Source organism: Mesorhizobium sp. WSM4307, from assembly GCF_007003945.1.
Taxonomy (GTDB): Bacteria; Pseudomonadota; Alphaproteobacteria; order Rhizobiales; family Rhizobiaceae; genus Mesorhizobium.
The window spans coordinates 45,054-64,057 of the sequence record NZ_VFTB01000009.1 but is presented as its reverse complement, the minus strand read 5'-3'; the positions used below and the strand labels follow the sequence as shown (position 1 = coordinate 64,057).

At 64.8% G+C, this 19,004-nt stretch carries 14 protein-coding genes; 7 read left to right on the top strand and 7 right to left on the bottom strand.

All coding sequences use genetic code 11. The features are described from left to right. Positions 1-93: 93 nt before the first annotated feature. A complete protein-coding gene (locus FJV83_RS22045) occupies positions 94-708 on the top strand; it encodes a LysE family translocator (RefSeq protein ID WP_095775855.1) in 615 nt (204 codons plus the stop codon). Between the two features lie 21 nt (positions 709-729). Here FJV83_RS22045 and FJV83_RS22040 read toward each other — a convergent pair whose 3' ends face one another. Both FJV83_RS22040 and FJV83_RS22035 read right to left on the bottom strand, forming a co-directional pair. Next, the gene (locus FJV83_RS22040) at positions 730-1,056 is read right to left on the bottom strand and encodes a YciI family protein (protein ID WP_095775871.1); all 327 of its coding nucleotides are present in this window, start codon (positions 1,054-1,056) and stop codon (positions 730-732) included. A gap of 133 nt (positions 1,057-1,189) precedes the next feature. Next, positions 1,190-1,753 carry a peroxidase-related enzyme gene (locus FJV83_RS22035; RefSeq protein WP_095790284.1) on the bottom strand — a complete coding sequence of 188 codons (564 nt, stop codon included), beginning with the start codon at positions 1,751-1,753 and terminating at the stop codon, positions 1,190-1,192. A 136-nt stretch (positions 1,754-1,889) separates the two neighbouring features. Between FJV83_RS22035 and FJV83_RS22030 the strand changes: the two genes are divergently transcribed. Then, the gene (locus FJV83_RS22030) at positions 1,890-6,707 is read left to right on the top strand and encodes an NAD-glutamate dehydrogenase (protein WP_142886526.1); all 4,818 of its coding nucleotides are present in this window, start codon (positions 1,890-1,892) and stop codon (positions 6,705-6,707) included. A gap of 204 nt (positions 6,708-6,911) precedes the next feature. After that, entirely contained in the window at positions 6,912-8,288 is a 1,377-nt protein-coding gene (locus tag FJV83_RS22025; RefSeq protein ID WP_142886527.1) for an MFS transporter, read from the top strand. A gap of 135 nt (positions 8,289-8,423) precedes the next feature. Here the strand turns inward: FJV83_RS22025 and purH are convergent, their stop codons facing one another. Then, entirely contained in the window at positions 8,424-10,040 is a 1,617-nt protein-coding gene (purH, locus tag FJV83_RS22020; protein ID WP_142887254.1) for a bifunctional phosphoribosylaminoimidazolecarboxamide formyltransferase/IMP cyclohydrolase, read from the bottom strand. Positions 10,041-10,188: 148 nt separating this feature from the next. Between purH and FJV83_RS22015 the strand changes: the two genes are divergently transcribed. Beyond that, entirely contained in the window at positions 10,189-10,497 is a 309-nt protein-coding gene (locus tag FJV83_RS22015) for an antibiotic biosynthesis monooxygenase (protein ID WP_142878064.1), read from the top strand. 27 nt (positions 10,498-10,524) lie between these two features. Here the strand turns inward: FJV83_RS22015 and FJV83_RS22010 are convergent, their stop codons facing one another. The 3 genes from FJV83_RS22010 to htpX form a co-directional block, all read right to left on the bottom strand. Next, a complete protein-coding gene (locus tag FJV83_RS22010; RefSeq protein WP_142887255.1) occupies positions 10,525-12,249 on the bottom strand; it encodes a heparinase II/III family protein in 1,725 nt (574 codons plus the stop codon). A gap of 235 nt (positions 12,250-12,484) precedes the next feature. After that, the gene (locus tag FJV83_RS22005; RefSeq protein ID WP_185973477.1) at positions 12,485-13,873 is read right to left on the bottom strand and encodes an RsmB/NOP family class I SAM-dependent RNA methyltransferase; all 1,389 of its coding nucleotides are present in this window, start codon (positions 13,871-13,873) and stop codon (positions 12,485-12,487) included. After that, a complete protein-coding gene (gene htpX / locus FJV83_RS22000; RefSeq protein ID WP_095775848.1) occupies positions 13,864-14,883 on the bottom strand; it encodes a zinc metalloprotease HtpX in 1,020 nt (339 codons plus the stop codon). The genes FJV83_RS22005 and htpX overlap by 10 nt, the downstream gene beginning before the upstream one ends. Positions 14,884-14,988: 105 nt before the next feature. Here htpX and FJV83_RS21995 point away from each other — a divergent pair, with 105 nt between their 5' ends. Further along, entirely contained in the window at positions 14,989-15,210 is a 222-nt protein-coding gene (locus FJV83_RS21995) for a DUF1674 domain-containing protein (RefSeq protein ID WP_095775847.1), read from the top strand. Between the two features lie 9 nt (positions 15,211-15,219). Here FJV83_RS21995 and FJV83_RS21990 read toward each other — a convergent pair whose 3' ends face one another. Further along, entirely contained in the window at positions 15,220-15,885 is a 666-nt protein-coding gene (locus FJV83_RS21990) for an HAD-IA family hydrolase (RefSeq protein ID WP_095790278.1), read from the bottom strand. Positions 15,886-16,055: 170 nt separating this feature from the next. On the opposite strand from FJV83_RS21990, the gene FJV83_RS21985 reads away from it, so the two are divergent. Together FJV83_RS21985 and FJV83_RS21980 are read left to right on the top strand one after the other, a co-directional pair. Further along, a complete protein-coding gene (locus FJV83_RS21985) occupies positions 16,056-16,925 on the top strand; it encodes a transglutaminase family protein (RefSeq protein ID WP_095790277.1) in 870 nt (289 codons plus the stop codon). A 380-nt stretch (positions 16,926-17,305) separates the two neighbouring features. Further along, on the top strand, positions 17,306-18,739 hold the full coding sequence (locus FJV83_RS21980) for a pilus assembly protein (RefSeq protein WP_095790276.1): 1,434 nt from the start codon (positions 17,306-17,308) through the stop codon (positions 18,737-18,739). The last annotated feature ends 265 nt before the right edge of the window (positions 18,740-19,004 follow it).

Genomic DNA, 19,004 nt, shown 5'->3' with positions numbered 1-19,004 from the left:
GCGGAGCCAGTCCGGGATCCGCTGCCACCGGCGTTGCAAGCGGCGATGTCGATCGGATATCGTCCGCCCTTCAACCGTTTGGAGGGCCGTGCCATGCATCTCACCTCGCTGCTGATTTTCGCCGCCGCCTTGTTCGTTGCCGCCGGCTCACCCGGTCCGTCGATCGCGGCACTGGTCGCACGCGTCATCGCGAAGGGCTTTCGCGACGTGTTCCCCTTCCTGCTCGCCATGTGGATCGGCGAGGGCATCTGGCTGTCGCTGGCAGTGTTCGGACTTGCCGTGGTGGCGCAGACTTTTCACTTCGCCTTTGTCGTGGTGAAGTGGGTCGGTGTCGCCTATCTCGCTTACCTTGCCTGGAAGATGTGGACGGCGCCGGTCGATGCCGAAGAGGGCGAGATGCCGCGCGAGGATTCAGCCGTGAAGCTGTTCTTCGCCGGCATGGCGGTGACGCTCGGCAACCCCAAGATCATGATGTTCTACCTGGCGCTGCTGCCGACCATCATCGACCTCGCCTCGGTCAGCATCGTCGGCTGGGTCGAGCTGACGGCGACCATGGCGGTGGTTTTGATCGCCATCGATCTCGCCTGGGTGCTCGCCGCCGCGCAGGCGCGCAAGCTGCTGAAGAGCAAGCGCGCCATGAAGATCGCCAACCGCGTCAGCGCCACCACGATGGCCGGCGCCGCCGCGGCGATCGCGGCGCGGTCTTGAGCATGATCCTGAGGCGAGGCGTCAGGCCATCATATTGATGATCGGTGCGATCTCGACGTTGCAGTTCGGCATGGCCAGCATCGGGCAGCCCTTGGCCTTCTCGGCGGCATCGTCGATATCCTTGGCCTCGATGATCGAGTAGCCGCCGGTCGGGTTGCTGCCGCCGTTGTTTTCTATCTTGCCGCCTGGCAGGACGGTCTTCGACATGCCGACTGGATTGCCTTGGTCGACAACGGCCGAGCCAAGCTTTCCAAACCAGCCTGTCCAGGCGTCGGTCATGGCCTTTCGCTCGGTTTCGCTCGTCGGCATCTTGCCGGAGCCGTGATAGACATAGAGAAACTTCGCCATGTTCTCCTCCCGTGATGAGCGGCATTGAACCGGCATGCGGTCATGCCGCCCGCCGATCATCGGACCAAACCGGCAAACACGCAACGGAAATGAGAGATGACTAATATAAGGCGCGTTGGGCCTCCCGCGAGCCTCAACGCGCCATGGCATGATATTGGTCGTTCGGCCGCATGTCGATTGCCGCGGCCACCCGGTTCGACATGTTGAAGAAGGCCGCGGTCGAGGCGATGTCCCAGATGTCGCGGTCGCTGAAGCCGGCCTTGCGAAGTGCGGCCCGGTCGGCCTCGACGATCTTGGCCGGCTCCTCCGTCAGCTTGACGGCGAATTCGAGCATCGCGGCCTGCCTCGGCGAAAGATCGGCGGCGCGGAAATTCATCACCATCATCTCGCCGAGCGCCGGGTCACCCGACAGCTGGCGCACCGCGGCGCCATGCGCGGTCAGGCAGTAGTAGCAATGGTTGATGGAGGAGACTGCAACGGCGATCATCTCCCGCTCCAGCTTCGACAAGCCGGACTCACCCAGCATCAGGTCGTTGTACATGTCGGTGAAGGCGCGCAGTTTCTTGTCGTCGAAGGCATAGGCCTTGAGCACGTTGGGAACCAGGCCGAGCTTTTCCTCGCATTTGACGAAATAGGCCTTTGTCGGCTCGCTCAGCTCTCCCGAGGCCAGATCAAGCGCTGAAATTTTGCCGGTCATGTGTCGTTTCTCTTCGTTGGATGATGGCTTGCCGCCGAATTCGGATAATTCTCGGCAAGCCGTCAAACCTTTGTCGCCAAACAGCGGTCATCTGCTACGATAGCCGTAAAAGCATTCGACGGGAGGGAATAGCGTCATGGCCAATCCAAAAACCGCAAATCCGCCAAAAAAGAGCGCGGCAAAGGGAGCGGCAAAGGCAGAAGACAGGTCCGGCAAGCTCGCCGACTATCTGCTGGCACGAGCTCCTGCAGAAGACATTGCCGCCTATGACGTCGCCGATCTCGTGCGCGCCGCCGATCTCGCCGGGCGCGCTGTCGCCAGACATAAAAAGGGCGATTGCGTCGTCGCCATAGATGTTGATTCCGAGGTCGTTCGCCAAGGCCGCCCGGTGACGGTGATCACCGTCGTCAACGACAATATGCCGTTCCTGTTCGATTCGGTCCTTGGCGAGATCACCGATAGCGCCGGTGAGCCTTTGCTGGTTACCCATCCGGTGATCGTCGTCAGGCACGGCAAGGGCGGCGTCGAGGAAATCCTCGGTGACGGCGGCCACGCCAAGGGCGACACCGGCCATGACCGGCTGAGCGTGATTCATGTCCATATCGGCCGCCTGCCGCCCGACCAGGCCGAAGCCTTGGCCGGTCGACTAAAGAAGCTGCTCGGCCAGGTGCGCGCCGCCGTGACCGACTGGAAGCCGATGCTGGCCCGCCTCGACCAGGCGATTTCCGAATTCCGCTACTCGCCGGTGCCACTCGACAAGATCAGCGTCACCGAGGCGATAGCCTTCCTCGAATGGTTGCGGGACGACAACTTCACTTTCCTCGGCATGCGCGAGTTCAAATACACCGGCAGCGAAAAGAGCGGCATGCTGGAGCGCGCCGACAAGCCCGGCCTCGGCATCCTGTCCGATCCCGACGTGCTGGTGCTGCGGCGCGGCACCGAAGCGGTGACCACCACGCCCGAGATTCGCGCCTTCCTGCATGGGCCGGAGCCGCTGATCGTCACCAAGGCCAATGCCAAGTCTTCCGTGCACCGCCGCATCTATCTCGATTACATCGGCGTCAAGACCTACACCGCCAAGGGTGTGCTGTTGGGCGAACTGCGCATCGTCGGCCTGTTCACCTCGACCGCCTACACGCGCTCGGTGATGAAGATACCGTATCTGCGGTCGAAGGCCGAAACCATCATTGCCAAATCCGGCTTCAATCCGGGTGATCATTCCGGCAAGGCGCTGATCAACGTGCTGGAGAGCTATCCGCGCGACGAACTGTTCCAGGTCCCGGTGCCGATCCTGCGCAAGCACGCCGAGGCTATTCTGGGCCTGGTGGAGCGTCCCCGCGTCAGGGCGCTGGTGCGTGCCGACCAATTCGACCGCTTTGTCTCGATCCTGGTCTTCGTGCCGCGCGACCGTTACGACAGCGTCGTACGCGAGAAGATCGGCGCCTATCTGAAAACGGCGTTCGAGGGGCGGTTGTCGGCCTACTACCCGGCCTTTCCGGAAGGCGGGCTGGCGCGGGTGCATTTCATCATAGGCCGCTCCGGCGGCAAGACGCCGAAAATCGAGCAGGCGACGATCGAGGAAGCGATCCGCGACATTGTCCGCACCTGGGACGACGCGCTTCGGGAAACAGCGGCCGTGACTGGAGCCGATCCCGCACGGACGGCGATCGCCGCACGGTTTTCCGAAAGCTATCGCGATAGTTTCTCGCCGGCCGTGGCGCTGGCCGATGCCGGGCGCATCGCCAGGATCAGCGCCGCCAATCCGATCGCCATCGACTATTACCGCCATGGCGAGCAGAAGCCGCACCAGGCGGCGCTGAAGATCTATCACCACGGCAGCCCGGTGGCGCTGTCGCGGCGCGTGCCGGTGCTGGAAAACATCGGCTTCCGCGTCATCAGCGAGCGAACCTTCGAGGTCGGCGACGACGCGACCGGCATGATCAACGGGGATCAGCCCGGCATGGTCTTCATCCACGACATGGAACTGGAGAACAGCTACGGCAACCCGATCGACCTTACCGATGGCGGCGCGCTGTTCGAGGACGCTTTCCTGTCGGTGTGGCGCGGCGACGTCGACAATGACGGCTATAATGGTCTTGCCCAGACCGCCGGCCTGTGGTCCGGCGAAATCACCATCCTGCGCGCCTATGGCCGCTATCTGCAGCAGGTCGGCATTCCGCAAAGCCAGGATTTCATCGCCGCGGCGCTTAACCGCTATCCGGAGATCGCGCGCGGCCTGCACGCGCTGTTCATCGCCCGCCTCGGCTCGATGGCGGAGACAGAGGGCGTGGTGGCGGCAAAGCACCTCAAGGCAAAGATCAGGGATGCGCTGGAGGATGTGCCCAACATCGACGACGACACCATCATCCGGCGCTACCTCAATCTGATCGAGGCCTCGCTGCGCACCAATCATTTCGTTGCCGATACGAACGAGAAGGGCCAGTCGCTGGCGATCAAACTCGACTCGCAGGCGATCGAGGGACTGCCGGCGCCACGGCCATGGCGTGAGATCTTCGTCTACGGTTCCGAGGTCGAGGGCGTGCATCTGCGCTTCGGCCCGGTGGCGCGCGGCGGCCTGCGCTGGTCGGACCGCGCCCAGGACTACCGCACCGAGGTGCTCGGCCTGGTCAAGGCGCAGCAGGTCAAGAACGCCGTCATCGTGCCGGTCGGCGCCAAGGGCGGCTTCTTCCCCAAGCGCCTGCCGACGGGCGGCAGCCGAGACGCGATCTTCGAGGTCGGCACCTCGGCCTACAAGAATTTCGTCTCCAGCCTTTTGTCGATCACCGACAATATCGGCCTGGACGGGGTCATCCCGCCGGCCGGCGTCATGAGGCGCGACCGGGACGATCCCTATTTCGTCGTCGCCGCCGACAAGGGCACGGCGACCTTCTCCGACACCGCCAACGCGATCTCCGAGAAGCATGGCTTCTGGCTCGACGATGCCTTCGCCAGCGGCGGCTCTGCCGGCTATGACCACAAGAAGATGGGCATCACCGCCAAGGGCGCCTGGGAAGCGGTCAAGCGGCATTTCCGCGAGATCAACCGCGACATCCAGACCTCACCTTTCACCGTCGTCGGCGTCGGCGACATGTCGGGCGACGTGTTCGGCAACGGCATGCTGTTGTCGCCGCAGACAAGGCTGATCGCCGCCTTCGACCATCGCGACATCTTCATCGATCCCGATCCCGACAGGGCGGCCTCGATGGCCGAGCGCGAGCGCATGTTCGCGCTGCCGCGTTCGAGCTGGCAGGACTATGACAAGACGAAGCTGTCGGAGGGTGGCGTCATCGTCTCGCGCAGCCAGAAGTCGATCACCTTGCCGGCGGCGGCCGCGGCGGCGATCGGCCTGACAAAGACGACCGCCACGCCGGCCGAGATCATGACCGCCATCCTCAAGGCGCCGGTCGACCTCCTGTGGTTCGGCGGCATCGGCACCTATCTCAGGGCCTCCACCGAAACCAATGCCGAGGTCGGCGACCGCGCCAACGATGCCATCCGCATCACCGCGCTCGACGTGCGCGCCAAGGTGATCGGCGAGGGCGCCAATCTCGGCGTCACGCAGCGCGCCCGCATCGAGTTCGGCATGAATGGCGGCCGCTGCAATTCCGACGCCATCGACAATTCGGGCGGCGTCAACTGCTCCGACGTCGAGGTCAACATCAAGATCGCGCTGGCGTCGGCCATGCGCAAGGGATCGCTGACGCGACCGGCGCGCAACAAGCTGCTGGCCGAGATGACCGGCGAGGTCGGCAGGCTTGTGCTCTCCAACAACTACCAGCAGACGCTGGCGCTTTCGATCGCCCGCAAGCGCGGCCTTGCCGACATTGCGCACCAGGCCCGCTTCATGTCGGCGCTCGAAGCGCGCGGCCTGCTCGACCGCGCCGTGGAGACGCTGCCGTCGCCGGCGGCCCTTGCCGAGCGCGAGGCGCGCGGCGAGCCGCTGACCAGGGCCGAGCTCGGCGTGCTGCTCGCCTATGCCAAGATCGTGCTGTTTTCCGACATCGTCGCCAGCGACGTGCCTGACGATGCGCATTTCGACCGTGACCTGATGGGCTATTTCCCGGACCGGATGGCGAAGAAATACGCCGCCGAAATCCACGGTCACCGGCTGCGCCGCGAGATCATCGCCCGCGTCGTCGCCAACGATTTGGTCAATCGCGGCGGCCCGTCCTTCGTCAACCGGCTGCAGGAAGCCACGGGGCGCACCGCCGCCGACGTGGTGCGCACCTTTGCCGTGGTGCGAGACGGCTTCGCGCTGCCGGCGCTCTATAGCGAGATCGACGCGCTCGACAACCAGATCGACGGCCAGGTGCAGCTCGATCTCTACCAGATGGTCAGCCGGCTGATCTATGTGACCAGCGGCTGGTATCTGAAGAACGATGCCGGCACGGCGCCGCTCGGCCAACGCATCGCCGAGCTGCAGGACGCGCGCAAGGCGCTGGAGCCGAAGCTCGTTTCGCTGCTGCCGGCGTTTTCGCGCGAGCGGATCGAGGAGAAGCGGCACGGGCTGTTCAAGGCCGGCGCGCCGGAAAGGCTGGCCGAGCAGCTGGCGCTGAGCGAGGTGGCGGAACTCGTCCCCGACATCGCGCTGACGGCGCGCACGGCCGGCGCCGACATTGTCGCCGCCGCCAAGGCTTTCTTTGCGGTCAGCGATGCCTTCCGCATCCCGCGTGTCGAGGACGCGGCGCGCTCGATCACGCCGTCGGACTACTACGACCAGTTGGCGCTGTCGCGCGCCACCGACACGATCGGCGCGGCGCGGCGCGGCATCGCGGTCGCGGCGCTCACCGGCCATGCCAAGGCAGCGGATCCGGTGGCGGCCTGGCTGGAAGCCGGCGGCGAGCGCGTGGCGCGCATCCGCGAGCGGCTGCAGGCGCTGACCGAAGGCGGCGACATCACCGTGTCGCGGCTGTCGGTGGCGTCTGGGCTGATGAGCGATCTGACCGGGATGTGAGGCTTCGGAGGCCTACCCTCCTCCTTGTGGGGAGGGTCGCTGCGAAGCAGCGGGGTGGGGGCGGCGCCGACCCCACGCGGACCTTCGTTCCGACCTCCCCACAAGGGGGAGGTAGGGGTGGGCGCTCGCGAGGCTTGTCATTTGCATGGGCATCAGAAACATGCAGACATGGCGCCCGACGCGGGTGGGGCCGAGGGAATCATCATGGCGGTAGAGACAGTGCAGCGGGCGTCCGGGCGCGGCATCTGGGGATGGATGTTCTTCGACTGGGCGGCGCAGCCGTTCTTCACGGTCGTCACCACTTTCATCTTCGGTCCGTATTTCGTCTCGCGCATGGCTGGCGATCCCAACACCGGCCAAGCGGTCTGGGGCTACGGTATCGCCGCGGCAGGGCTGGTCATCGCCGTGCTGTCACCGGTCCTCGGTTCGATCGCCGACCAGACCGGGCCGCGCAAGCCGTGGATCGCTTTCTTCGCCGCGATCAAGATCACCAGTCTCGCTTTGCTCTGGTTTGCCGCACCCGGCTCGAACCTGTTCCTGGTCGCGGCTTTGTTCTCGCTGGCGTCGGTAGCAGCGGAATTTTCTACTGTGTTCAACGATTCGATGATGCCGCGGCTGGTGCCGAAGAGCGAGATCGGCCGCATCTCCAACACGGCGTGGGGGCTCGGCTATCTCGGCGGCATGATCGCGCTGATCTTCGTTGTCACCTGCCTCGCCGGCTCGCCGGAGAGCGGCAAGACCATCATCGGCATCGACCCGCTGTTCGGGCTCGATCCGAAGCTCGGCGAGGATGCACGCGCCACCGGACCGCTGTCGGCCGGTTGGTATTTCCTGTTCATCCTGCCGATGTTCTTCTTCACGCCCGACGCCATCAAGGGCATCCCGATCGGGCCGGCGGTGCGGGAAGGCCTGTCGGAGCTGAAATCGACGCTGGCCGAGGTGCGCAGGCGCGGCGGCATCCTCCGCTTCCTCGTCGCCCGTATGATCTATCAGGACGGCGTCAACGCGCTGCTGGCGCTTGGCGGCACCTTCGCGGCGGGCATGTTCCAGTGGTCGATCACCGAGATCGGCATGTTCGGCATCATCCTCAATGTCGTCGCCATCTTCGGCTGCTGGATCGCGGCACGCCTCGACACCGCGCTCGGCTCCAAGGCCGTGGTGATGATCGCACTGGTCATGCTGTCGATAGCAACCATAGGCGTCATCTCGACGGGGCCGGGCTTCACGCTGCTGGGCCTGATCCAGCTCCCGACCACCGATTCAGGTGGGCTGTTCGGCACGGCGGCCGAAAAGGCCTATATCCTCTACGGGCTGTTGATCGGCCTGGCTTTCGGCCCCGTGCAGGCGTCTTCGCGCTCCTACATGGCGCGCAGCGTGACAGCGGCGGAATCCGGCCGCTATTTCGGCATCTACGCGCTGGCCGGTCGGGCGACCAGTTTCCTGGCGCCGTTCCTGGTGGCGACCATCACCGCGCTCTCCGACTCGGCGCGGCTCGGCATGGCCGTGATCATCCTGTTCCTCGGCATCGGCATGGCAATACTGGTTCGCACGCCGTATCCGGCGGATCGGCCGTCGGAGTAGCGCCTTACCCTCCCACTTGTGGGGAGGGTCGATCCGCGAAGCGGAGCGGGGTGGGGGTCAGCGCCATTTCCCCCCCCCCGCCGGCCTCGCAAGCGAGCGCACCGACCCTCCCCATCGAGGGGAGGGTAAAAGTGCTCAGTGCCGGAAATGCCTGACCCCGGTAAACACCATCGCAATGCCATGTTCATCGGCGGCCGCAATGACGTCCTTGTCGTTCATCGAGCCGCCGGGCTGGATGACGGCGGTGGCGCCGGCGGCGACTGCGGCAAGCAGACCGTCGGCGAAGGGGAAGAAGGCATCGGAAGCCACCACCGAGCCCTTGGTCAGCGGTTCGGCCATGCCGGCAGCCTCGGCCGCGTCGAGTGCCTTGCGGGCGGCGATGCGGGAGGAATCGACGCGGCTCATCTGGCCGGCGCCGATGCCGACCGTGGCGCCGTCTTTTGCATAGACGATGGCGTTGGACTTGACGTGCTTGGCGACGCGGAAGGCGAATTTGAGATCGGCCATCTCCGCCGGCGTCGGCGCGCGCCTGGTCACCACTTTCAGTTCGAGATCGTCGACCACGGCATTGTCCCGGCCTTGGACGAGCAGGCCGCCGGCAACGGATTTGACGGTCGTGCCGGGCGAGCGCGGGTCGGGCAGGCCACCGGTGACCAGCAGGCGCAGGTTTTTCTTCGCGGCAACGATCGCCGCGGCCTCGTCCGTGGCATCGGGCGCGATGATCACCTCGGTGAAGGTCTTCACGATGTCCTCCGCCGCTTCGGCGTCGAGCGTACGATTCAATGCGACGATGCCGCCGAAGGCCGAGACCGGATCGCAGGCGAGCGCCTTGGCATAGGCTGATTTCAGCGACGCGCCCTCGGCGACGCCGCACGGGTTGGCGTGCTTGATGATGGCGACGGCGGCGGAGCGGCTGGGGTCGAACTCGCCGGCCAGTTCGAAGGCGGCGTCGGTGTCGTTGATGTTGTTGTAGGAGAGCTGCTTGCCCTGCAGCTGCCGCGCCGTGGCGACACCTGGACGCTTGTCGCCATTGACGTAGAAGCCGGCGCTCTGGTGCGGGTTTTCGCCGTAGCGCATCACTTCGGCCAGCCGGCCGCCAAAGGCGCGCCAGGTCGGATGCTCGATCTCCAGCGCCTCGGCGAACCAGCTGGCAATCGCCGCATCATAGCTGGCGGTGCGGGCAAAGGCCTTGGCCGCCAGCTTCTTGCGAAAATCCAGCGACAGCGAGCCGATGTTCATCTCCAGCGCGTTCAGCACCGAGGCATAGTCGCCCGGATCGGTGACGATGGCGACATAGGCATGATTCTTGGCCGAGGCGCGGATCATCGCCGGGCCGCCAATGTCGATGTTCTCGACGATGGCCGCATAGTCGGCGCCGGAGCGGCGGACTTCCTCGAACGGATAGAGATTGGAGACGAGGAGGTCGATCGGCTCGATGCCGTATTTGCGCATCGCCGCCGCATGCTCGGGGTCGTCGCGCACGCCAAGCAGCGCGCCATGCACGGAAGGATGCAGCGTCTTGACGCGGCCATCCATGATCTCGGGGAAGCCGGTGAGCTCGGAGACGTCGCGCACCGCCAGCCCGGCCTCGGCGAGCGCCTTGGCGGTGCCGCCGGTCGAGACCAGTTCGACACCGGCGGCGGCCAAGGCCGTGGCGAAGTCGATGAGGCCGGTCTTGTCGAACACCGAAAGCAAGGCACGGCGTACGGGAACGAGGTCCGGGGCGGGAATGTTCTTGGCGGCGACGGCCATGGGCTGGCGGCCTTTCACGGCTGGAGGGGCAAGCCCGCGCCGTAGCACATGACATCAGGAAATCAAGCGCCGTGCACCATTCGACGGTTTGATATGCAATTTGCCGGCCCCGGGTATAGGCTGATCTCCTCGCGATGGAGGAACATTGATGGCATTTGTCCGTATTGGCCAGTTCACGGCATTACCAGATACGACCGAGCGGTTGCGGGCGATCTACGAGACCGAGGCGATCCCAGCCATCCGCGCCGCAAACGGCAACATCAGCGCCGTGCTGCTGCAGCAGCATCAGGCACGTGACACTTTCATGGCAATCACCGTATGGAGCACTGTCGAGGACGCGGAGCGCTATGACCGCAGCGGTCAGGCGGCGGCGATGGCCGACAAGATCCGTTTCGCCTTCGCCGGTCCGCCGACGCTCAGCACCTATGAGGCCTTCGGCATCCCGCAGCAGGCTTGAGCGAGCCGGCCGCCTTCGCGCGGCAAATCAGTTGTTTTCCGGATAGCCGACGATGCTGGTGCGCGTCAGCTGCCAGTGGACTTCGGACATGTCGGACGCCTTGAAGGCAAGCACGATCTGCCGGCTGCGGCGCGGGCCGCCAAGACCGGCGAAATAGATCGATTCCTCGACCTCAGGTACCACTTCGCCCGAGGTGAACACCCAGCTGTCGGCCTGCTCGGCGGTCAGCACCAGGCGGTCATGTTCGTCCTGCAGCAAGTTGATGTCGGGGTGGACATGGAAGCGCACGGTGATGAAGTCACGGCCATTGTTGCGGATCGCGGCATTGCCGGGGCGCTGGAACCGGTCGCTGCCGGCCAGCACATTGCCGTTCGACGACAGTTTCAGCTCGCGCTCGTGCAGGAAGCCGAAACGTGGGACGTAGCCGTCATGGCGGGCGATGAAGCCCTGGACGCCCTTCTGGTCGATGCGCTTGCACTGCACATGCTGCGGGCCGCCGATCAGCGGCGAACCCAGCAGGTCGTTGACGCGCAGCGAATGGCTGAAGCGCGCCGACGAGGTGTCGTTGATGGTGGCGGTCGAGTGCGCGGCGGTGGCGCGGGCCAGCGGCCGGAACTCGGCGGCGCCATAGGTGTCGATGCCGGCATTGACGATGTAATGCTGGCGGCCGGACGACAGTTCGAAGGCAAGGCAGCCGGCGTGCGCTGCGTTGGACACATCGACCGGCGGCGGCAGGCCGGTGTCGGCGATGACGGTGACGCCGCCCATCGACAGCCGCTCATAGCCCGAATGCGGCGCGTGCAGCAGCGGCGCGCCGGCGGTGTCGTCATGTCGCAATATGGTGGCGATGCGGTCATGGATGGTGGCGCCCATGCCGTTGAAGCGGGCTAGGCTGCCATCCTGGTGGCGGAAGAAGCGCAGCGCCGGCAGCATGCGGTCGATGGCGCCGATCAGTGCCTGCGGCGGGGTCTCCGCCTGGTTGGCGTAGGTCTGGCGCAGCGGCAAAAGGTCGGCGAGGATTTCCAGCACCGACATCGGATTGCGTGAGATATGGCCGCCATCGGCGAGGATCTGGCGGTTGAGTTCCTCGGCGAGGTTGCGGGTGGCGCCGCGCAGCGCAGAAGCCGGCGCCGGCAGGGAAAGCGCGGCGAAGGCAAGTGCTATGCGGGCGCGCAGCCGGTCCTTGCCGTCGGGCATTTCGCGCGCCATCGACCTGAGGTAGCGGATCTGGACGGCCAGCGATTTCAGGAAGGCGCGATAGAAGGGGAACTCTGCGCCCTGCAGCACGACGGAGGAATGCTGCAGCCAGGCGATGACGCGCTTCGCCGTCGTCCCGGGCTCCCAGGCGATACCGGCAATGTTGTTTCCGTGCATGGCGATCCAGTCGGACACCAGGGCACGCGCATTGGCGGCGGCAAGTTCGGTGCCGGCGGCGCGCATGTGGCGCAGCCAGCGAAAGCCATGCAGCGTCTTTTGCCAGCCGTGATTGGGCACGTTGATCTGGAAGGGCGACTTGCCGCCGGTTTCGACCAGGTGCCCCGACAAGGGATAGCGGCCGTAATAGATCTCGAGCGCGATCTGCGGGTCGGCCAGCCGCAGGTCCGGCGGTGCGATCAGCACGCGTTCGGGCGTGCGGCCGGAATAGCGCCAGCGATAGACCGGCCCGGCGCGCAAACGCCGGCGCGTCTTGCGCCAGAACTCCTTCGCGACAAGCGTCCACAGACGCGTCGTGTTGCTGGCAGCCAGTGCCAAAAGCCCTCCTGGTCCGTCCTCTACCCCGGCGCAGAGTTTACATGAATGAACGAGTCGTGCGAAGGCGAATTCCTGGGTATAGGTCCGGGGGCCTATACTCTCCCTAAAAAAGTCAGCAAATCCTGTGAGTTAAGTCAAATAGCGCCGCACCCGCCGGCCGGACGCGACGCGACTTGCTTTTTGTTCCATGCATGTCGTTATCCCAAAACCGCTACGCACTTTTGGGCGACATGCATTAGCCGGCGCGGCGCATGCGCGCGGCGAAGAAGCCGTCCAGGCCCGAGCGTTCCGGCGCGCCGAGGTCGAGGTCGGCCGGCGTGGTGCGCAGCGTGCCTTGTGGCGTCAAGAACGAATCGATGCCGGCGATCTCGCCTTGCCGCAGCGGATCATCGACGACCACTTGCGTTTCCTTCAGAAACGCCAGATGCAACCCTTCGCCTTCGAGCGGGTCGAGCGAACAATTGGAAAAGACGATCCGGCCACCGGGCCTGACCAGCGTGACGGCGCGGGCGAGCAACCGCCTTTGCAGGTCGGCGAGCTTTTCGACATCGGCCGCCGTCTTGGTCCATGGCACGTCGGGATGCCGGCGCACCGTGCCGGTCGACGAGCACGGCGCGTCGAGCAGCACGGCGTCGAACAGCTCCGTGGGCTCATATTTGAGCAAGTCGGCCTGGACGATTTCGGCCGAGAGGCCGAGGCGGTCGAGATTCTGCGCCAGCCGCCCAAGCCGGTTTTTCGAGGTGTCGACGGCGGTGACCCGGGCGCCGGCCAGGACCAGCTGCGCGGTCTTGCCGCCGGGCGCGGCGCAGAGGTCGGCGACGCGCAATCCGCCGACATCGCCGAAAAGCCGCGCCGGCAGGCTGGCCGCGGCATCCTGGACCCACCAGGCACCTTCGGCGAAGCCGGGCAGGTCGGTGACGGCACCGGCAAGATTTTGCACGCGCACCGTGCCGGTCGGCAGCACGATGCCGCCGAGTTTTTCGGCCCAGAGTTCGGGATCGGCCTTGACCGAGAAGTCGACCGGCGCCTCGTAGCGGTGCGCGGCGAGAATGAGCTTCGCTTTATCGGCGCCATAGGCAGCCTTCAGCCGGTCGGAAAACCATTTTGGCGCTTCATCGGTCGCGGCAAGAGCGGCGGGCAGTTCGGTTTCCTTGGCGCGCGCGAGCGTGCGCAGCACGCCGTTGACGAGACCGGAAAAGCGTTGCGTGCGCGGATCGGACTTGGCGTGGGTGACCGCAAGGTCGACAGCGGCGCTGTCGGGAATGTCGAGGAACAGGATCTGCGCGGCCGCCACATGCAGCATATGCGACAAAGCGGTGGCGTTGGGCGGCAGCGGCTTTTCCAGGCGCCGCGCCAGCAGGCCCGTAATGGTCATGCGGAAGCGCAGCGCGGTGACCAGGATTGCCCGCACCAGGCCACGATCGCGCAAATCGAGCGCCTTGTATTGCGGATGGCCGTTTTCGTGGTCGGTCAGTCCGTCGAGCGGAGTCCTGGCATCGATGACAGCGGCAAGCAGCCGCGCCGCCGCCTTGCGGGCGGCGAGACCGGCGACGAATTCGCCGCCGTCTCTATGATCCTGATTGCCTGAGCGTGCGCGTCGAGATCCCGCCACGCTCACGACCATCGGCCTTTGGGTCCGGTCGGATTGCGCCCCCATGGGTTGGCCTTAGGCCTTTCCGGTTCCGCCGGCTGTTCCGCTTGAGGGGCCTGGCCCCACGGGCCGGACGGCTGTTGTTCCCCGGCCTGCCGAGGCGCTGGCGTCGGGCGCGGGGCGGCCTGGTTGCCGCCCGCCATCTGCCGTGCCATCTCCTGCAATGCGGTGATGCGGTTTTCAGTGCTCGGGTGGGTGGAGAACAGATTGTCCATGCGCTCGCCGTGCAGGGGATTGATGATGAAGAGATGCGCCATCGCCGGATTGCGCTCCGCATCGGGGTTGGGAATGCGTTCGGCGCCGCGGGCGATCTTGTCAAGCGCCGATGCCAGCCACAGCGGGTGTCCACAGATTTCGGCACCGCGCCGGTCGGCCTCGTATTCGCGGGTGCGGCTGACCGCCATCTGCACGATCATCGCGGCAAAGGGCGCCACGATCATCGCCGCCAGCACGCCGACAAAACCGAACGGGTTGTTGTTGTCGCGGTTGCCGCCGAGGAAGAAGGCGAAATTGCCGAGCATCGAGATGGCGCCGGCGAAGGTGGCGACGATGGTCATGGTCAGCGTGTCGCGGTGCTGGACGTGGGCGAGTTCGTGCGCCATCACGGCCGCGACCTCTTCATGGGTCAGCCGCTGCAGCAGCCCGGTGGAGGCGGCGACCGCCGCGTTCTGCGGGTTGCGGCCGGTGGCGAAGGCGTTGGGCTGCGGGTTGTCGATCAGATAGGTCCTGGGCATCGGCAGCCCGGCCTGCTTGGCCAGCCCCTGGACGATGGCGTAATATTCCGGCGCGTTCTTCTCATCGACCTCGACGGCGCGGTTCATCGACAGCACCATCTTGTCGGCGTTCCAGTAGCTGAACAGATTGGTGCCGGCGGCGATCAGCAGGGCGATCATCATGCCGCCCGAACCGCCGATCAGGAAGCCGACGCCCATGAACAGCGCCGTCATCGCGGCCAGAAGCATGGCGGTGCGAAGGGTGTTCATCGTCTGCTCCTGTCCAGAAAGCGGTGAAAGGGGGTCGATCGTCGTGGGTTCATGGCTATATGATGGGAAACACCTGCCCCCATTTCAATCTGCCGGGACTATCGCATGACCGACCAGACCAGCAAAACGCCAGCCGGCCCGAACGACGATGCGCCGCCAAGAGACCTGTCGCCCGCCGCACAGCGGGCGCTGGCCGAGGCCGAGGCGCGGCGTACGGATTATCGCAGCAAGGAAGCCGCGCTGCCGAAGGAAGTCGGCGGCCGTGGCGGCAAGGAACCCGGCCGCTATGGTGACTGGGAAGTCAAAGGGCTGACCAGCGATTTTTAGGGATTGGTCTCAAGCGGCGTTGCGCTGCGCCTCAAGCGCCAGCCAACCGCGCTCGTCGATGGTGATGCCGACATTGTCATAGCCCAGGATCGCGGCATGCAGTGTCGGCAGCGGGTGCGAATGCGTGGCGCTGATCACCATGACCGCGGCTTGCGCGGCCTCGGCCGCCGCGATGCCGGCCGGAGCATCCTCGAACACCAGGCAGTCGCGCGCATCGAAGCCGAGCCGTTGCGCGCCAAGCCGGAAACAGTCGGGGGCCGGCTTGCCACGCGAGACGTCTTCAGCCGCAACGATGACCGCGGGGACAGGAATGCCGGCAGCCTCCATGCGCGCAAGCGCCAGGGAGCGTGGCGCCGAGGTGACGATCGCCCAGCTTTCGCCCGGCAGCGCCTTGAGAAACGCCACGGCGCCGGCGATCGGGACAATGCCGTCGAGATCGGCGGCCTCGGCCTTCAGCAGCAGGTCGGCCTCATGCGCCGGGTCGACGCCTGGAAGGGCAAGGTTGGTGATGGTCTCGATCGCCCGCACGCCGTGGATCGTCGGCAGGAAGGCGGCGACGTCGAGGCCATGGCGGCGCGCCCAATCGCTCCACACCCGCTCCGCCGAGGCGATGGAATTGATGAGCGTGCCATCCATGTCGAAAAGGAAGGCCGCGAATTTTCTGCCAGCAAACATGATTTTCCTTGAAGTCGGGGGAGCGTGTCGAGGGAGGGCTGCCCAACCGTAACGTCAAGGCGCGGGCATGGAAAGGCACGAGGGCCTATTTTGCGGCGGTCCAGGGAACCACAGCCATCTCGCGACGTTGGAACGGCATTGCTTTCCATGACGATCGAAGGGGACCTGTGATGCTGATCCGGCTCGGCTACGAAATCGCCATTGAGTGCGCAGAGGCCACACCGGTGATTTCGCTGCTCGAGATCCACAAGGACAGGCAAGCCGACATCAAGCGGCAGACGCGGGTGCTGACCTCGCCTTCGGTGCCGACCAAGCTCTACCATGACCTGCATGGCAATGGCTGCCGCCGCTTCACCGCACCAGCCGGCGCCTTTCGCATCCTCTATGACGCAGTGATCGAAGACAGTGGCGAGACGGACGAGGTCAACACGCTGGCCCGGGAAGTGCCGGTGGCCGAATTACCCGACGATGTGCTCGTCTATCTCCTGGGCAGCCGCTATTGCGAGACCGATCACCTCAGTAGTCTCGCCTGGCAGCTGTTTGGCCATCTTCCCTCCGGCTGGGCACGGGTGCAGGCGATCGTCGACTATGTCCACAACCGGCTGTCGTTCGGCTATGGCTATGCGCGTTCGACCCGCACGGCGGCGCAGGCGCATGAGGAGCGGGTCGGCGTCTGCCGCGACTTCGCCCATCTGGCGATCACGCTCTGCCGCTGCATGAACATTCCGGCGCGCTATGTGAACGGCTATCTCGGCGATATCGGCGTGCCGATCGATCCGGCGCCGATGGATTTCTCGGCGTGGATGGAAGTGTTCGTCGACGGCAAATGGTACACGTTCGATCCACGCCACAACCGGCCTAGGACCGGTCGTGTCGTCATCGCGCGCGGCCGCGACGCCACCGACGTGCCTTTGCTGCACAGTTTTGGTCCACACCGGCTCAGCCTGTTCAAGGTGTGGACCTATGAGCAGGAAGGCAATCTGTTCAATCCGCCCCATCACGGTATCGACAGGACGGCCAGCGCACAGATGCTGGCCTAAGGTATGTTGATATTCAGGTGATGCCGGCTCGCAAATGGCCTTACCTGAATCTCAACACATTTTGATTCCGTTCGCGCCCCAACTTACTCGGCTATCTCGGTACAGTTGGCCCGTTGCGGCACAGAAGGCATGTGCCGCATCAGGACGGTGCGAAGCAGTCCGCGATTGCCTCGATTCAAGCATGGTAAGCAGTCCGTAAACGCGGCTGATGCCGCGACTTTTTGTTTACCAGTCATTCACCTTCGACAAAGCCGAAGTCCATCAAAAACAAAAGGTTGAAGGTTAGGGGCTCGGTTCCGGCGCCTGACGAGCGGCTTCCGGCTGGAATCCTGCATTGCCCTCATTGCGGCGACGAGGCCGAGGCAAGCGGAGGCTGTTGGATGCGAAATTACGGGGGTCTTGTTCACGCGGTCGGCGGGTTCGCCAGACACAGCGGTGGAAATTTCGCGATCCTGTTCAGCTTTGCTGCCTCGGTCCTGGCGCTGGCCGCAGGCTTCTCGGTCGACATCTCGCAGCTCTACAACGCCAAATCGAGCCTGCAAGGGGTGATCGACGCCGCGGTGACATCGACGGCCCGCGACCTGACGACCGGGGTCATCAAGGAGGCCGACGCCAACAAGGCGGTGCAGAACTTTCTCGTGGCCAACAGCACGGCGGGCATTCTGCAGCCCGACCAAATAGTGCTCGACAAGCTTATCGTCGACAGGACCGCCAACACGGTGCAGGCGGACGCCCATGTCGATGTCGCCCTGTTCTTCCCAGTTTTCGGCATGGGCAATACGAAACGCGTCACCGCGTCGACGACATCGCTTTATTCGGACAAGACCATCGAAGTGGCGATGATGCTCGATGTGACAGGATCGATGGCCGCCAACTGGTGGGCAAAGACCGACAAGATCGGCGACCTGCAGGCCGCCGCTTCAACCGCCGTAGAAAATCTGCTGGACAACAACATCGACCCGAACAATCCGCGCGTGCGCGTGGCCATTGTTCCCTATGCCGAAGCGGTGAATACGGGCGGCCTCGCCGACAGCGTTTTCGTCGAGCAGGCAGGGGGCTCGAATCTGCCACCACCAGTGCCATCAGCGGGTGCACCGATCCCGGTTGGCTCATCCGTGACCCTGCGGCCCGACAAATGCGCCACCGAGCGCAAGGACAAGGATGGCTATGCCGATTACTCGTCCGACGGGCCGTCCGAGTTGCGCAGGAACAACCAGAACCAGGAGTATCTCGCCAAGGTCAACCGCGATGATCGCATGGGTACCTGCCCGACGCCGGAGCTCATTCCGCTGACAGCCGACAAACAGAAATTGCTCGACACGATTGCTGATTTCAAGGCGGCGGGCGTGACCGCCGGCGGCATCGCCGTGCAATGGGGCTATTACATGCTCTCGCCGTCCTGGCGCTCGACCATTGTCAACGCCCGGCTGGGCACCGGTCCCGCCAATTTCGACAACAGAAAGGTCGGCAAGGTCGCGATCCTGATGACGGACGGCCAGTTCAACACGGCGTTCGCCGGCGGGCGAAGCGCACCCAGATCGCAGAATGCCGGTCAGATGTCGCGAAGCAATGCCGAAAGCATTTGCGACAACATGAAGCGCGACGGCATCGAGATCTTCACCATAGGTTTCGATCTCGACGATCCGTCGATGACATCGACCGAGCGGGATCAGGCAAAGAGCGTGCTCCAGGGCTGCTCGACAGCGGACACGTCCACCCTGAAACATTATTACGAGGCGGCTACGGGTCCCGAACTGAACGAAGCGTTCAATGCCATCGTGCAGAACATCGAGCGGCTGACGATCGCCAAGTGAACCGCCGTGGCCTCCGGCGACATTGGCCCAACGGAAAAGGCCGCCGCTTCTTTCGAAGCCGGCGGCCTTCCGTGTTTCCGTCCATGGCGCGGCCTGTGGCGGCAACCCCTTCGGGCTACCTGCCGCGCATCTCGCGCCTTAACGGGAAGACTGCTTCCCGAAAGTGCAATCCGCTGAGGCCACGTTCTGGAAAACGAAATCACTCGACATCGGATCACCTCCTTTCGATTTGTTGAACACATCCTCATGATGGGGTGCGTTGCAG

Bases quoted from the DNA above. Each gene is read 5' to 3' on its own strand.
- FJV83_RS22045 (WP_095775855.1), top strand. From the start codon at position 94: ATGCATCTCACCTCGCTGCTGATTTTCGCCGCCGCCTTGTTCGTTGCC.
- FJV83_RS22040 (WP_095775871.1), bottom strand. From the start codon at position 1,056: ATGGCGAAGTTTCTCTATGTCTATCACGGCTCCGGCAAGATGCCGACG.
- FJV83_RS22035 (WP_095790284.1), bottom strand. From the start codon at position 1,753: ATGACCGGCAAAATTTCAGCGCTTGATCTGGCCTCGGGAGAGCTGAGC.
- FJV83_RS22030 (WP_142886526.1), top strand. From the start codon at position 1,890: ATGGCCAATCCAAAAACCGCAAATCCGCCAAAAAAGAGCGCGGCAAAG.
- FJV83_RS22025 (WP_142886527.1), top strand. From the start codon at position 6,912: ATGGCGGTAGAGACAGTGCAGCGGGCGTCCGGGCGCGGCATCTGGGGA.
- purH (WP_142887254.1), bottom strand. From the start codon at position 10,040: ATGGCCGTCGCCGCCAAGAACATTCCCGCCCCGGACCTCGTTCCCGTA.
- FJV83_RS22015 (WP_142878064.1), top strand. From the start codon at position 10,189: ATGGCATTTGTCCGTATTGGCCAGTTCACGGCATTACCAGATACGACC.
- FJV83_RS22005 (WP_185973477.1), bottom strand. From the start codon at position 13,873: ATGGTCGTGAGCGTGGCGGGATCTCGACGCGCACGCTCAGGCAATCAG.
- htpX (WP_095775848.1), bottom strand. From the start codon at position 14,883: ATGAACACCCTTCGCACCGCCATGCTTCTGGCCGCGATGACGGCGCTG.
- FJV83_RS21995 (WP_095775847.1), top strand. From the start codon at position 14,989: ATGACCGACCAGACCAGCAAAACGCCAGCCGGCCCGAACGACGATGCG.
- FJV83_RS21990 (WP_095790278.1), bottom strand. From the start codon at position 15,885: ATGTTTGCTGGCAGAAAATTCGCGGCCTTCCTTTTCGACATGGATGGC.
- FJV83_RS21985 (WP_095790277.1), top strand. From the start codon at position 16,056: ATGCTGATCCGGCTCGGCTACGAAATCGCCATTGAGTGCGCAGAGGCC.
- FJV83_RS21980 (WP_095790276.1), top strand. From the start codon at position 17,306: ATGCGAAATTACGGGGGTCTTGTTCACGCGGTCGGCGGGTTCGCCAGA.